The sequence below is a fragment of the Bacillus sp. DX4.1 genome, assembly GCF_030348195.1.
In the GTDB taxonomy this organism is placed as follows: Bacteria; Bacillota; Bacilli; order Bacillales; family Bacillaceae_G; genus Bacillus_A.
This window is the reverse complement of record NZ_JAUCFT010000008.1, coordinates 2,767,677-2,782,402: the sequence shown is the minus strand read 5'-3', so window position 1 is coordinate 2,782,402 and position 14,726 is coordinate 2,767,677. Positions and strand designations below refer to the sequence as shown.

At 34.4% G+C, this 14,726-nt stretch carries 14 protein-coding genes and 3 pseudogenes; 16 read left to right on the top strand and 1 reads right to left on the bottom strand.

All coding sequences use genetic code 11. The annotated features are described in order from the left end of the window. Nucleotides 1-164: 164 nt before the first annotated feature. Genes QUF99_RS17125 through QUF99_RS17115 form a run of 3 tightly spaced genes read left to right on the top strand, consistent with a single transcriptional unit; the run spans nt 165 to nt 3,865 of the window. On the top strand, nt 165-2,270 hold the full coding sequence (locus QUF99_RS17125; protein ID WP_289371501.1) for a BglG family transcription antiterminator: 2,106 nt from the start codon (nt 165-167) through the stop codon (nt 2,268-2,270). Between the two features lie 13 nt (nt 2,271-2,283). Continuing rightward, nucleotides 2,284-2,553 carry a PTS sugar transporter subunit IIB gene (locus tag QUF99_RS17120; protein WP_286120706.1) on the top strand — a complete coding sequence of 90 codons (270 nt, stop codon included), beginning with the start codon at nt 2,284-2,286 and terminating at the stop codon, nt 2,551-2,553. Nucleotides 2,554-2,593: 40 nt separating this feature from the next. Beyond that, complete coding sequence (locus QUF99_RS17115; protein ID WP_289371500.1) at nt 2,594-3,865, top strand: PTS ascorbate transporter subunit IIC; 1,272 nt, start codon at nt 2,594-2,596, stop codon at nt 3,863-3,865. 55 nt (nt 3,866-3,920) lie between these two features. Here the strand turns inward: QUF99_RS17115 and QUF99_RS17110 are convergent, their stop codons facing one another. Beyond that, nucleotides 3,921-4,748 carry a peptidoglycan-N-acetylglucosamine deacetylase gene (locus QUF99_RS17110; protein ID WP_289371498.1) on the bottom strand — a complete coding sequence of 276 codons (828 nt, stop codon included), beginning with the start codon at nt 4,746-4,748 and terminating at the stop codon, nt 3,921-3,923. 672 nt (nt 4,749-5,420) lie between these two features. Between QUF99_RS17110 and QUF99_RS17105 the strand changes: the two genes are divergently transcribed. From QUF99_RS17105 to QUF99_RS17045, 13 genes and pseudogenes are all read left to right on the top strand, one after another. Beyond that, nucleotides 5,421-6,122 (top strand): nucleotidyltransferase domain-containing protein, encoded by a 702-nt coding sequence (locus QUF99_RS17105; RefSeq protein WP_289374688.1) that lies wholly within the window; start codon nt 5,421-5,423, stop codon nt 6,120-6,122. Between the two features lie 39 nt (nt 6,123-6,161). Further along, nucleotides 6,162-6,682: pseudogene (locus tag QUF99_RS17100) on the top strand (GNAT family N-acetyltransferase). A gap of 137 nt (nt 6,683-6,819) precedes the next feature. Beyond that, entirely contained in the window at nt 6,820-7,320 is a 501-nt protein-coding gene (locus QUF99_RS17095; protein WP_289371497.1) for a GNAT family N-acetyltransferase, read from the top strand. 67 nt (nt 7,321-7,387) lie between these two features. Then, nucleotides 7,388-7,909, top strand: coding sequence for a DinB family protein (locus QUF99_RS17090; RefSeq protein ID WP_289371495.1), 522 nt, complete (start codon nt 7,388-7,390; stop codon nt 7,907-7,909). Nucleotides 7,910-8,017: 108 nt separating this feature from the next. After that, the gene (locus tag QUF99_RS17085) at nt 8,018-8,956 is read left to right on the top strand and encodes a DMT family transporter (RefSeq protein WP_289371493.1); all 939 of its coding nucleotides are present in this window, start codon (nt 8,018-8,020) and stop codon (nt 8,954-8,956) included. Between the two features lie 53 nt (nt 8,957-9,009). Further along, on the top strand, nt 9,010-9,237 hold the full coding sequence (locus QUF99_RS17080) for a hypothetical protein (protein ID WP_289371492.1): 228 nt from the start codon (nt 9,010-9,012) through the stop codon (nt 9,235-9,237). Nucleotides 9,238-9,360: 123 nt separating this feature from the next. Next, entirely contained in the window at nt 9,361-10,575 is a 1,215-nt protein-coding gene (locus QUF99_RS17075) for a GNAT family N-acetyltransferase (protein WP_289371490.1), read from the top strand. 145 nt (nt 10,576-10,720) lie between these two features. Further along, nucleotides 10,721-11,428 carry a 23S rRNA pseudouridine(2604) synthase RluF gene (rluF, locus tag QUF99_RS17070; RefSeq protein WP_289371488.1) on the top strand — a complete coding sequence of 236 codons (708 nt, stop codon included), beginning with the start codon at nt 10,721-10,723 and terminating at the stop codon, nt 11,426-11,428. A gap of 162 nt (nt 11,429-11,590) precedes the next feature. Continuing rightward, nucleotides 11,591-11,707: pseudogene (locus QUF99_RS17065) on the top strand (glutathionylspermidine synthase family protein); the annotation flags it as partial. A 97-nt stretch (nt 11,708-11,804) separates the two neighbouring features. Further along, on the top strand, nt 11,805-12,611 hold the full coding sequence (locus QUF99_RS17060; RefSeq protein ID WP_289371487.1) for an AAC(3) family N-acetyltransferase: 807 nt from the start codon (nt 11,805-11,807) through the stop codon (nt 12,609-12,611). Nucleotides 12,612-12,614: 3 nt separating this feature from the next. Continuing rightward, nucleotides 12,615-13,328 (top strand): phosphopantothenoylcysteine decarboxylase domain-containing protein, encoded by a 714-nt coding sequence (locus QUF99_RS17055; RefSeq protein WP_289371486.1) that lies wholly within the window; start codon nt 12,615-12,617, stop codon nt 13,326-13,328. A 149-nt stretch (nt 13,329-13,477) separates the two neighbouring features. Continuing rightward, nucleotides 13,478-13,588: pseudogene (locus tag QUF99_RS17050) on the top strand (tetratricopeptide repeat protein); the annotation flags it as partial. A 14-nt stretch (nt 13,589-13,602) separates the two neighbouring features. Continuing rightward, complete coding sequence (locus QUF99_RS17045) at nt 13,603-14,676, top strand: hypothetical protein (RefSeq protein WP_289371485.1); 1,074 nt, start codon at nt 13,603-13,605, stop codon at nt 14,674-14,676. Nucleotides 14,677-14,726 lie beyond the last annotated feature (50 nt).

The window sequence follows — 14,726 nt, the reverse complement described above, 5'->3', positions numbered from 1 at the left end:
GTACAATCATTGCACAATGTATAAACGATAATTTGGACTTAATTTTATGAGAAATAAAAGATACTATAAAAGTAGAAAGTGATTCAAACAATTTAATTTTGCAAAGTTAGTATCTATACTTGCAGTATAATAAGGAAACAAGTATAGAAAGGGTGTAGTCATATATGATGCTAGATCATCGCAGTACTGCAATTTTACAGCAAGTAATTCAAGCTGATACTTATATTTCTGTAGAACAGTTAACAGAAGTTTTACGAGTGTCAAAACGAACGATTTATTATGATGTCAAAAAAGTAGACGATTGGCTAATTGCAGAACAATTACAACCAATCCAAAATATTCGATCTTTAGGATATTGTTTAGATGATGATACAAAACAAGAGGTTATTGAAAAGTGGCATGGTTTTACAGCTTTTCAATATGAATATTCACCTCATGAACGAAAATTATGGCTGGCTCTCCATTTATTAACGAGAGAAAAACGGCTTTTGTTGGAAGACTTAATGGATGCAGTACAAGTAAGTCGTAATACAACACTGGCTGATTTAAAAAAATTAAAACAAGAACTTATGAAATTTGAGCTGTCTATACAATTTGATCGTAAACATGGTTATTTCATTGAGGGAACGGAGCAAGGAAAACGCAATCTTTTAACTTTTTATCTTTCACAGCTTATCGCTAAGCACGGATGGGAGCATTTAATGTCACAAGTAAAACGAATTGTGAATCATGAGGAAATCAACAAGGAAGGAGAAGAGCAAGAGGAAATTTTGCTTATTAGCAAAATCCTTTCTGAATGTGAAGTGTTTCTTGGTGTTCAATATACGGATGAGGTACTTGAAAATTTAAGCGTTTACATGTACTTATTTCGAAATCGAATTGCAAAAGGCCAATGTGTTGAAATGGATGATGTAGAAAAAGATGTTCTTCAAAACACAAAACATTTCGAAGCTGCTAAATACATTGGAAAACAGTTTGAAACAGTATTGAATGTAAAGCTTCCCAAGGATGAAATTTACTATATTACGACTCATTTGTTAGGTGCAAAATTAAATGCTCAGCAGCACGATTATGAAGTACATGATCCAACAGGTATTCGAAAGATTGTAGATTACATGATAAAGGATTTTCAATATTATGCCTGTGTGATGTTTACCGATTTAATAGGATTAACTTCAGATTTATATTTGCACATGAAACCAGCGTTCTATCGAGTGAGATATGGTATTGAAATAGAGAACCCGTTATTGCAGATCATTCAGCAAACATATGAAGAAGTGTATGTACTAACAAAGAAAGTTGTTTGTCATTTCGAAGAGTATGTGGGGAAACAAATTTCAGAAGATGAAATTGCTTATATTACGATGCATTTTGGTGCTTGGATGAGGAAAGAAGGAATCGTTCCCAATCCTAGAAAAACGGCATTGCTCGTTTGTCCAAATGGAATTGGTACATCAAGAATGCTTCAATATCAATTAGAACAACTCTTTTCAAGTATTGATATTTTAAAAGCGGTATCAAAGCGGGAGTATGAATCGAATTCTTTTGAAGTTGACTGCATTATTACAACAACAGAATTAGAAAAAAGCACAAAACCAATTTTTATGGTCAATCCCATATTGACAGACTCTGAAAAAGCATCTTTACTTCGCAAGGTGAATGCGGTTTTATATGGTGAGGATCAAAAAGATTCAGTTGATACACTCATGCAAATCATTAAAAAGCATTCACACATTATAGATGAACATTCTCTAAAACAAGAGTTAAGAGAATATATAAGTGGCCCAGTACACATGAGCAAGGAGGAGAAATACAAGCCTATGTTAAACGAACTACTAGTCGAAGACCATATTCAATTTCAGGATCGAGTAGATTCTTGGGAAGAGGCAATTACTGTTGCATCTGAACCATTATTAAAAAAAGGATGTATCTCAGAAAAGTATATTCAGGCGATGATCGAAAGTGTAATAGAGTTAGGACCTTACATTGTTATTGCACCTAAAATTGCAATCCCACATGCTCGTCCAGAAACAGGAGTGAAAAAACTTGGCATGAGTTTATTGCAATTAAAAGAAGGGGTTTTATTTTCAGAGAAACAAGAACACTCGGTTAATCTCGTTATTGTTCTTGCGGCTATTGATAATGAAACACATTTAAAGGCTTTAGCACAATTAAGCGATATGCTATCTCAAACAGAGAATATAGAAATGCTAATTCATTCAAATTCAAAAGAAAAAATGCTAGAAATGATAAATCAATATTCCAATTAAGGGGGAAATAAAAATGAAAAAAGTATTAGTTGTTTGTGGAAATGGTTTAGGAAGTAGCTTTATTGTGGAAATGAATGTGAAAAAGATTTTAGGTGAGCTAGGTTTAGAAGCGGAGGTTTCTCATACGGATTTAGCTTCGAGTAAATCAGAACAGGCAGATTTATATTTAGGCGCAAAGGACATCATTTGTAACCTTGAAGATGGTGTTCGCACGGTGGCTGGCTTAACAAATATTTTAGATCAAAATGAAATTAAAGAAGCATTGCAAAAACATCTTATGTAAGAACAAAGCAGCGATGAAAAGCTGAAGGGGGAGCAGTGCTATGTTTGAAGTAATCATGAAAGATATTTTAGGGCAACCAGCAATACTCGTCGGAATATTTGCGATGTGTGGTTTGCTCTTACAAAAGAAAAGTTTTGCTGATACTGTTTCAGGAACATTAAAGACAATTATGGGCTTCGTCGTATTAGGAGGCGGAGCCACGATCCTAATTGGAGCATTAGATGTTTTTGGAAAAATGTTTGACAAAGCGTTTCATATTAAAGGGATTATTCCAAATAATGAAGCAGTTGTTGCCATTGCACAGCAAACATTAGGAAAAGAAACAGCATTTATTATGGTATTTGGGATGATTATTAATCTAATCATTGCCCGATTTACGAAGCTTAAATATGTGTTTTTAACGGGGCATCATACGCTTTTTATGGCATGTTTAATTTCAGCAGTATTTTCAACAGCTGGGATGAAAGGATTTTCTCTTGTTTTAATCGGTTCACTTGTATTAGGGTCTCTTATGGTGATCTTTCCAGCATTACTACAGCCGTATGTAAGAAAAATCACAGGAATGGATGACATTGCAATTGGTCATTTCGGATCTGTTGGTTATTTAGCAGCTGGCTTTGTTGGAAGTAAGTTCGGAAATAAAGAGAAGTCAACAGAACAAATTCAAGTACCAAAATCCCTAGGTTTTTTACGTGATACATCGGTTTCTATGTCTTTAACAATGTCTATTTTATTCTTTATCGTTGCACCATTTGCAGGTAAAGGATTTATTGAGACGGAATTAAGTAATGGACAAAACTATCTTGTGTATTCCTTTATGCAGGCAATCACATTTGCAGCAGGTGTTTATATTATTTTAGCTGGCGTGCGTATGCTAATTGCTGAAATTGTACCGGCTTTTAAAGGAATTGCAGATAAACTTGTACCGAATGCAAAACCAGCACTTGATTGTCCGACAATCTTTCCGTTTGCACCAAATGCAGTAATTATTGGATTTTTAACCAGTTTTATTGCGGGGTTACTTTCGATGTTTCTCCTTCCAGTTATCGGATTGAGCGTGATTGTACCAGGTCTAATCCCACATTTCTTTACAGGAGCAACAGCAGGTGTATTTGGGAATGCAACAGGTGGAAGGAGAGGGGCTGTGCTAGGAGCACTTGTGAATGGATTATTAATTTCATTTCTACCAGCTTTATTATTACCCGTACTCGGCGGATTAGGATTTGAAAATACCACATTTGGAGATTCTGATTTTGCTGTAGTTGGTATATTAATCAGTCAAATTGCAAAATTATTAAGTTCTATCTTCTAATGATATAAAAATAAAAAACACTTGATTCCCTTAAGAGGAAATCAAGTGTTTTTTATTACATACGTTTATCGTGCCAAAAGTTTAATGGGAAATGTTCATTTTCCTGATAACTTTCCAATTCATATCCTTTTTCTTTCAATCCTTTAATAATACCAGGCACTGCTTTTACTGATTGCGGATGAATATCATGCATTAAAACGACTTCCGTAGGGTTCACTGCACCCGCAAGAACATTCGCTACAATCTTAGCAGATGCATCATCTACTGGCATTTTGTTATATTTCCAGTCTAAAGAATCAATTGTCCAGTCCCATACTTTCAAACCACCTTCGACAACTTTGTTTCGAAGAGCTTCGTTAAGCCCTGGCATCGAGCCATAAGGTGGGCGTGTTAAAATAGGTGATTTTCCGATGACGCCGGAAATTAAGCTTTGATCTTCTTTCATTTCATTTACATAATCACTTTGTATATACAGCTTTTTGTAATTATGCGTCATACTATGCATTCCAATGTAATGACCCTGAGCTAATTCGCGTTTTACTAGGTCTGGAAATGCCTTTACATTCGCACCAACTAGGAAGAATGTAGCTTTTGCATCTTCTTTTTTTAACATTTCAAGAAGTTCAGCAGTATATTTTCCTGGACCATCATCAAATGTTAGGTAGGCAACTTTTCTAACTTGCCCGTTATATTGTTTTGGTGCTTCTTTTGGAGTAAGTGCAGTTTGAATTTCACTTACAAGTTGAACAGACTTTGTTTCATCTTCTGTACTCGCACGAACAATGTTAGTTGAACCATAAATTGCTTCGTATAAAAATAATACCCCGACGCAAATCAACATTGCCCTTTTTAATAAGGTTGTCATTCGAATTCCATTGTGCATAATTTTCCTTCTCTCTATAATCATTATACTCTACTATTTTAGCAATTTTAGGTAGTTAATTGCAAAAAAGATTTTTACAATTTAAAAAATATTATAAATACCTATGCAAGATTTTTTTATTTATACAAGAACAATCAATGGTGGATGCTGCTCAAAAGGTGCAGAGTGAAATAGGTAAGGTAATTATTAATCCATTGGATATTTTAACTGATTACATTGTGAATCGACTTGAATCAAAGAGAATTGATTAAGGAAAGAACTTAGGCGCTATGTCTGAATGATTAAGTAAGAAATGAAAGTGGTTTTGTTGTTTTTTCATGATACAAATTAAAACCATGTAAGGCATCAATTTTCAAAAAGGAGTGAATATTGATATGAAAACAAAATTAATCATTGTAGAAGGATTACCCTGAGCTTTAAAATCTGATACGTTGTAGGTTTTGCAAAAATAATAAAAAGGATATGTTAGTTTTTGTTCAATTCTATACTAAATTTCACATACCGTATTAAAAAAACAAAAAAATAGGAAAACAAGAAATAATGTCGAATATATCGTAAATACTCGTGAAAAATAAGAAGATGTCATGTATAGCTGATAAGTTTTGTTAAAATAAGGGAAGATAAGTCTGTACTAAATAACAAAGGAGCAAGGATATGAATTTAGAAGAAGTGATGAATGGACTGGAAGCAGCAAAACAAATCGTTACATCACAATTTTCAAATTGCGATGTGGCTCTTTTAGGTGGAAGTGTTGCAAGAGGAGAGGCTACAAAAACATCCGATCTTGATATTGTTATATTTGGTCACAATCTCACTTCTTGTTATCGCGAATCCTTTTTAGCTTATGGATGGCCAGTGGAAGTGTTTGTATATAATTTCACATCGTATAAAGAATTTTTTAAAAGTGACTGTGACCGTGGAAGACCTTCTTTACCACAGCTTGTTGTCGAAGGAATTGTATTAAAAGATACTGAGCAAATTGTAACGGATTTAAAAAAAGAAGCACAGCAATTATTAGATCAAGGACCTGAGCGTTGGACTGAAGAAGTAATCAAGCAGAAACGATATTTTATTACAGATGTATTAGATGACTTTATTGGGGCAACAAAAAGGGAAGAGGAGCTATTTATTGCGAATCATTTAGCAGATATTCTGCATGAATTTGTACTTCGAGTAAACGGTCAATGGGTAGGACATTCCAAGTGGTTTTTGAAGACTTTGCAAAAATATGATGAAGAGTTTGCGACGGATTTTGTTAGAGCCTTTGATCATTTCTATAAAACAGGTACGAAAGAAGTACTCATTATGTTTGTTGAAAGAGTGCTAGAGATGTATGGGGGGAAATTATTCGAAGGTTTTTCTATTGGAAAATAACAGAGTGCAAGTTTGGTTAAATAAAAGGGGGATAGAAAAATGAATTTACCTATTATTCAATTAAGAGAACTGTCATTACATGATACAGAAGATCGGTATCAATGGTCATTAGATAGAGAAGTCACAAAACACTTAGTCGTACCTGATCAATATCCACCATTTACACGTGAAGATACAAAAAAATGGATTGAAATGTGTATGAATCGAACAAATGGTTATGAACAACGGGCAATTGTAATCGAAGAAGGCATACATATAGGCTGGGCTGATTTGAAAAATTTTGATACAACAAATAAAAATGCAGAGCTCGGAATTGCGATTGGTAATAAAGAATACTGGGGACGTGGATATGGTCTTGCGGCATTATATCGCATGTTACAAGTAGGATTTGAGAATTTTTCTTTAGAAAAAATCTGGTTGCGAGTAGATGCAGATAATACGAAAGCGATAAAGAGCTATGAAAAGGCAGGGTTTGTTTGCGAAACGGTATATTTATTGATCGGTATCGTTATAGTATGTTGAGAGAAGAGTATGTGAACATAAGACAAACATTAATCTAGTCGCTCTATATAAAAATTGGACATCTTCTGTAAACTATAAATATATTATGTAAACAAAATGAAGGGTACTAAGGGGAAATGTGCTATTTTTCGAATCTGCTTATAGGCAGGTTTATATTATGAAGGGGTGAATGAAAATGATACGAATTTTATCTGAATTGGATGCAGCAAAATATTGGGACTTACGATTACAAGCATTACAAATCAATCCAGAAGCGTTCGCTACAACTTATGAAGAAGAGCTAAAAAAGGAAAACCCAATTGAACAAGTAACTCAAAATTTGCAATCACACACTAGCCATACATTTGGAGTTTTTAATGAAAGTGATACATTACTTGGCGTGGTAACACTATTAACCGAACAAAAGTTAGCCTTTAAGCATAAAGGGCATATTGTGGCGATGTATGTCGATGCTCATAGTAGAGGGAATGGGTATGCACGAGATTTATTACAAGCAGTAATAGAAAAAGCGAAAGAATTACATATAGAACAACTTTGTTTAGGTGTTGTTTCTAACAATGAATCTGCTAAAGGGCTTTATAAATCTATTGGATTTACAACATATGGAATAGAAAAAAGAGCGTTAAAAACAAACGGCATATATCGTGACGAACAGCATATGGTGTTGTTTCTTTAAGAGAATATTTAAGAAAGGGCATGTAATGTTTAAAACAAAAAGGCTTTACCTGAAAGGAGGAATTACAATGAAAGATTTATATTTGGAAAAAGGAATGAATCCTCAAGTTGCAATTTTATACGCTACTGTAAGGGATACTTTCAATAGACTAGTAGATTTAGTTCATGATGTAGGATCAGAAGAATTAGTGTATAAAGGTCCAAGCGGAGATGAGAATAGCATTGGTCAACTTTTACGACACTTAGCGATTGTTGATTTGTACTGGGTGTATCGTTTGAAAAATGAACCAGTTCCACCATTATTACAAGAGATATTTGGTCCTACGCTAGATGAAAAAGGAGAATTACCTCAAGTGGCAAACTATTCTTTGGAACAACTTATGAAAAATTATCAGGAAGTCCAAAATATGTTTTACAAGGAATGTATGAAATTAAAGGAAGAAGACTTGCAACGTGAAGTGTTCTATGAAAAAGGGGAAACTGCTACGATTAGATGGGGGATATGGCATATTGCCGATCATAATCGGTATCATCAGGCGCATATTAGTCGATTGCGAAAATTGTATCAATATGAAAAAGAATTAAGGTAATTTGTTATATATTGAATGAAAATACATCATTTGAAATTTACAAATTTAATTTCATCCCAAGCATATTTTGTTATATAGTAAAAGAAAAATAGAATAAGGGGTTTTAGGATGAAAGCAATTGCAGCAGGTGTATTGGCATCTTTTTTCTTTGCCTTTACATTTATTTTCAATCGAGCGATGGATTTACAAGGGGGAAGCTGGATATGGAGTGCTTCGTTACGATACTTTTTTATGGTTCCCTTACTCCTTATCATTGTCATGTATAGGGGAAATTTAAAACAACTCTTTCAATATATGAAAATAAATCCCAAAGAATGGTTATTATGGAGTATTATTGGGTTTGGACTCTTTTATGCACCCTTAAGCTTTGCTGGATCATTCGGTCCTGGATGGCTCGTTGCCTCAACATGGCAAATTACAATTATTGCAGGTATTCTATTAACACCATTATTTGTAAATCATTCTCTTCATAAAAAAATCCCAGTCAAAGAATTGATGATGTCTGGTGTTATTTTAATGGGTGTTGTTCTCATGCAAGTGGAACACGCTTCTTCTTTAGGAATTCATGAAACCGTTTTATGTGTCCTTCCAGTTATAGTTGCAGCATTTGCTTATCCACTTGGTAATCGAAAAATGATGCAGGTTTGTAAGGGAGAATTGGATGTTTTCCAACGAGTTCTAGGTATGACTTTAGCAAGTTTACCATTTTGGTTTCTATTATCTGGGTACGGGGCTGTCACGGCCGGATTACCATCAAGTGATCAAGTTTTTCAATGTTTTATTGTAGCGATTAGTTCTGGTTTAATTGCTACAGTGTTATTTTTCTTTGCGACTGATCTTGTAAAGGATGATCCGCAAAAATTAGCAACTGTTGAAGCAACACAGTCTGGTGAAGTACTATTTGCATTGCTTGGAGAACTCATTTTATTATCTGCTCCATTGCCGTCCTCCTTATCTTGGATTGGAATGAGCCTTGTTGTCATCGGAATGATCTTACATAGTTATGTTGCAGTTGTCGTGAAAAAAGAAGAAAAAATACCGGCGTAAAAAGATGATCGATTTGATCATCTTTTTATATTGTAAGAAAGAAGGAATATTTCATGTTGAAAACTGTTCAAAATATTGATGAGGACTCGGTTGTGAGTATATTGCGATATGCAGTAGGTCCTCAAGAGGTAAGTTTACAAAGAGCAGTAAATTTCTATAGAGAAAATAAAAATGCAGTTGGTTTTTATAAAAGGTATGGATTTTCAATTAAGAGCTTGGGAGAGAAGTATCCTGACGTTGAAAGATTCCATTGTTGTCTTATTAAAACAGCAACAGAATGATAGACATGCTTTTTAGTGTCCATTATAAATAGTATGTCCATGCTTGATAATAAACGATTTTGTATATACTAACTAAACAGTGAATTTAAATAGTCAGTGTTAAAGAAGAAGGAGTTTATTGAAATGAAAGTAACATACTATAAAGGGTTAACGATGAGACCGATTAAGGAAAATGAAGTAGCTCAGTTTTCAAATTTGATGAAATATGTGTTTCAAGTTTCAAAAAAAATGATTGATGATGAAGGGAAAATGGTACAGAAGAAAAGTCATCAACTAAAACCAGGAACTGCTTTAGGGTGGTTTGACAAGGATAAATTAATTTCACAAATTGTAGTTCTTCCATTTCAAGTGAATATTCATGGTGTGATCTATGAGATGGGAGGAGTCACTGGAGTCGGAACATATCCAGAATATGCGGGGCATGGATTAATGAATTCATTAATGAAAGAAAGTTTAAAGACGATGCGAGAGAGTGGACAATATATTTCTTATTTATTTCCCTATTCAATCCCTTATTATCGTAAAAAGGGCTGGGAAATTATTTCGGATATGATTGAGTATCAAATTAAAGATACGCAGTTACCTAGGTATCGTGGAGACATTAATGGTCGTGTGAGAAGAGTGAATTTAAAAAGTAAAGAGAAAGAAAAAATTTATAATGACTTTGCAAGAAAAACAAATGGTGCAATGATTCGGAACACACTTGCATGGGAAGAACGTTTTCGTGAAGAAACAATCGACTTACAATTGGCAGTTTACTACACGGACGAAGATGTTCCAGAAGGATATTTGTTTTATCGTGTACTTGAGGAAAAGTTTTATATTGAAGAAATGATTTATTTAAATGAAGAAGCGAGAAGAGGGTTATGGAATTTTATTAGCGCTCATTTTTCAATGGTGTATTTTGTGAAAGGGAAGACATGTGTTCATGAACCAGTCGCTTTTTTGCTTGAAGATAGTGAGATAAAGCAAACTATTGCGCCTTATTATATGGGAAGAATTGTAGATGTTTTAGGGTTTCTGAAACAATATCCATTTGAAAGAGTGAAGAATGAAAAACTAATTTTACATATAGATGATCCAATACTGGAATGGAATAAAGGCATTTTCACTTTAGAATGGAATAATGAAAAACAATTGCGTATTACATATCAGGAAACAACAAATCGTTCTGAAGGAGTATTTTTAACCATTCAAACGTTAACCACAATGTTGTTAAGTTATAAACGACCTACATTTTTGAAAGAGATTGGGAGAATTAAAGGGGATGATGAAATGATTAAAGCCCTTGAAGATTTAATTCCGGATTCACCACCATGCTTTTTTGATTATTTTTAAGGGAAGTATTAAATTAAAAGAAGACGTCAGCCCTTTGTTATGTTAATATATTTACGTTATACAGGAAAATAAAACCTACCTTTTCGTTACTATAAGGTAGGAGTTGCGTTATCTTGAAGATTCTAGAGATAGGGATGTGGTTAATTTGCGAATTAATAAATATATTAGTGAATCTGGAAAAGCATCTAGGCGTGGAGCAGATAAGTTAATTAATGATGGTAGAGTAACTATTAACGGTTCTGTTGCGAAAATAGGCAGCCAAGTTCAACAGGGAGACGATGTGCGAGTAAATGGGGATCAAATTAGGCTTGCTCGAAACAACGTTTATATTGCTTTAAACAAACCAGTTGGCATTACGAGTACAAGTGAAAAGAAGGTTAAGGGTAACATTATCGATTTAGTTAATCATCCTTTACGCATTCATCATGTCGGGCGACTTGATAAAGATTCAGATGGCTTGATACTCCTTACAAATGATGGAGATATTATAAATGAAATTTTGCGAGCTGAAAATAAACATGAGAAAGAATATATTGTCTCAGTAGATAAGCCTATTACTCCTGAATTTTTAAAGCAAATGGCAGAGGGAGTTAAAATTTTAGGGACAAAAACACTTCCTTGTGAGGTAACGCAGCTATCAAAATTTGAATTCCAAATTATTTTAACACAAGGGTTAAATCGTCAAATTCGCCGTATGTGTGAAGCATTAGGATACGAAGTTTACAGACTGAAGCGAACTCGAATCATGAATATTCATTTGAACAATCTACCTGTTGGACAATGGAGAGACTTAACAAAGAAAGAGAAAAATCGATTATTCGCAGATTTAAACTACGAACCAAAGGAATGGTAAAAAATAGAGGATGATCCGAAACGTTAACACTGTTTTGGTTTACCCTCTATTTTTTATTAGGTTCTGTGCAGCGAATTCCGCCCACCTACTGCTATTGGTGCTGCCGCACCTATCAACATGCTTGAGGAAGGAGACTTCTTTCAGATAGAGCGTTAAAGTGCTACATGGGACGGCCCGTATTCTGGTAAATTACTGATTGGATTACGCTGCATTGATGGCAAGGCAGCTGGGGTGTTTTCAAGATTTGTAGAAATGATTACTGGAAAGTTATCATTATAATAAAAATTAAGAAAAATATGATAATATAGTAAGTGAAGTTTTAAAGAACGATTTCACGATATGTTAGAGTGTAGATAGAATTGACGGAGGATTAAATATGAAAATAAACGATATAGTAGCAGCAACGCAATTACCAAATACAGTTGAAACAATTATAAATGATTTAAAAGCATCAGGTATAGAAAAAGATATGACGGTGATTGTTCATTCATCTCTTAGTTCACTCGGGTGGGTATCAGGTGGTGCTGTTGCAGTGGTAGATGCATTAATGAATGTGATTACCAAAGAAGGTACAATCATTATGCCAACGCAAACGTCTGATTTATCAGATCCGAAAGATTGGTCAAGACCAGCTGTTCCAGAAAAATGGTGGCAAATGATTCGAGATCACGTTCCAGCCTTTGATCCGAATGTAACACCGACACGTGGCATGGGACAGATTGTCGAGTGTTTTCGTACATACCCAAATGTAAAGAGAAGCAATCATCCATTAAATAGTTTTGCTGCTTGGGGAAAGCATGCTGAAAGTATTACAAAAGAGCATGCGCTTTCGATGAGCTTAGGAGAAAATTCACCACTAAAAAAAATATATGATTTGGATGGATTTGTCCTATTGATTGGTGTAGGGCATGATTCGAATACATCCATGCATTTATCTGAAATGCGTACGCAAGCACGTGAATTTGTGAAAGTAGGAGCTCCAATTATGGAAAATGGGATTCGGGTATGGAAGGAATTCGACGAAATGGGTTATGATTCAGATGAATTTGAAGAGATTGGAAAAGAATTTGATCAAACTGGAGCAGTAACATTTGGAAAGATTGGAAAGGCAACATGTAGATTAATGAAACAACGCGAAGCTGTTGACTTTGGGGTGCAATGGTTTTATTCGAAAAATAAGTAAAGGATGGTAATGATGAAGGGGAAAAAGATTTTGATTACGAGTGGTGGCTGTTTAGAAAAATGGGATCAAGTACGCGGGCATACAAATTTAGCAAAAGGTACAATTGGAAGAATTCTTGCTGAAGAGGCTATGGCTAAAGGGGCACATGTAATTTATTTGCACGGTTATTTCGCTGAAAAGCCAAGTATTTACGGAACACAGTTAGAGTTACATCCATTTGAAGGAATCATTGATTTACAAGATAAAATGAAAAGTATCATTACACATGAGAAAATCGATGCAGTTATTATGGCGGCAGCTGGTTCCGATTGGATTGTTGATAAAATAAGTGATCAAGATGGAAATGCACTTGATAAGAATGGGAAAATTTCTAGTGATATAGCTCCAATTATTCATTTTCAAAAAGCACCAAAAGTGTTAAAGCAAATTAAAGAATGGGATCAGGAAATTGTTTTAGTCGGATTCAAACTTGAAAGTGATGTCAGTGAAGAAGAGTTAATTCATCGAGCAAAAGAGAGAATGGGAAGTGCAAAGGCTGACATCATGATAGCGAATTCTTCGCATTCTTTATATTCCCGCGCTGCGATTCATCATGTTATAGGACGTGATGGAGAGGTCCAATTATGCGAGGGGAAAGATGAAACAGCGAAAGTAATTGTAAGTGAACTGGAACATTTATGTAACCGTATAAAACAGGGGAGTATTACCAGTTTGTAAGGAGAGGCTTATGTTGTTCAAAGATATAAAAGTGATTGTGTTAGATTTGGATGATGACGGTGTCGCTAATATTTTGGAACAAGTAAGGGGTGGCATAAATGAATCAGCTACTACAGCAAGCCATCAATCTTCGAAATGAAAAGAAGTATGAAGAATCAATGAAATTATTAATTGATACTGCTGTGAAGTTAGAAACTGCGAAAGAGTACGAGAGAGCTATTTTATTTTATAAAGATCATTTAAATGAAACATTTAAATAAATAGGGGGGATTATATGAGTGAATCAATTTCAAGAAAAAGATGGACAATGTGGAGTGTGTTAACGGCTTTAATTGTGGTATCTAATTATCTCGCTTATGCACTTCCAGTTATGCCCTCGGCACCGAAAGAAGTAGCACTTGGTTCTTTGTTAGATTTTATTATTGTGATTCCGGTAATTACGTATTTCTTTATCATACGTAAGCGATACTCCCTAACATATATATTTCCGGTTGTCATAGCAGGATATATTGCGGCAAGGTTTGTCATTCCAAGTGAATATTTGCAGTCGTTTTCGTTTGTTTCTTATATACTAATTGCAGGTGAAATTGCATTTTTAGCTTTAGAGATTTTTATTCTGTATAAGATTGCTAGAAAATTACCGGGAATTATTCGTATGTATAAGCAATATAAACTAGACTATCCATCCTTCTCTTATGCGATAGATAAAGCATTTGATGCCAATGTAAAAAGGAATACAGCTGTAAATATAATTGTATCAGAATGTAAATTACTATATTACGCTCTATTTTCATGGCGAACGAAGGTATCTGAAAGTGATCATGTTTTTTCTTATCATAAAAAAACAGGTGCAATTGCTTTCTATATTATGCTTATGCATGGGATGCTCATTGAAACCATTGGCTTTCATTATTTGCTTCATCAATGGAATCTAGTTTTTGCTTGGGTGTTACTTGTTTTGAATGTATACGGATTCCTTTACTTTTTAGCTGAAATACAAGCCATTCGTTTAAATCCGTATATGATCACAAAGAAAGAAGTAGTGATACAAGTTGGGTTAGCGAAGAAGGTAACTGTTCCATTTGAACAAATAGAAGAAATAACGTATTACAAAGGTGATGTAATAAAGGGAAAAGAAGAGAAAGAAGTACTAGAAGCAACACTAACAGAATTTATAAAAGAACCAGCGACATTTGAAATAAAGCTAAAAGAACCATTGAAAGCAAACTTATTATATGGTTTTTCAAAGACGGTTAATCGTATTCATTTGAATGTGGATGAGGATAGAAAGTTTTATGAAATGATTGTCGAGAAATTAGATAAAAGTATGAGTGGACCAACTCAATAGCATTGAAAAAGTAAGGGGAATTGTGTTCCATACAACAAACCGGCAAGCTT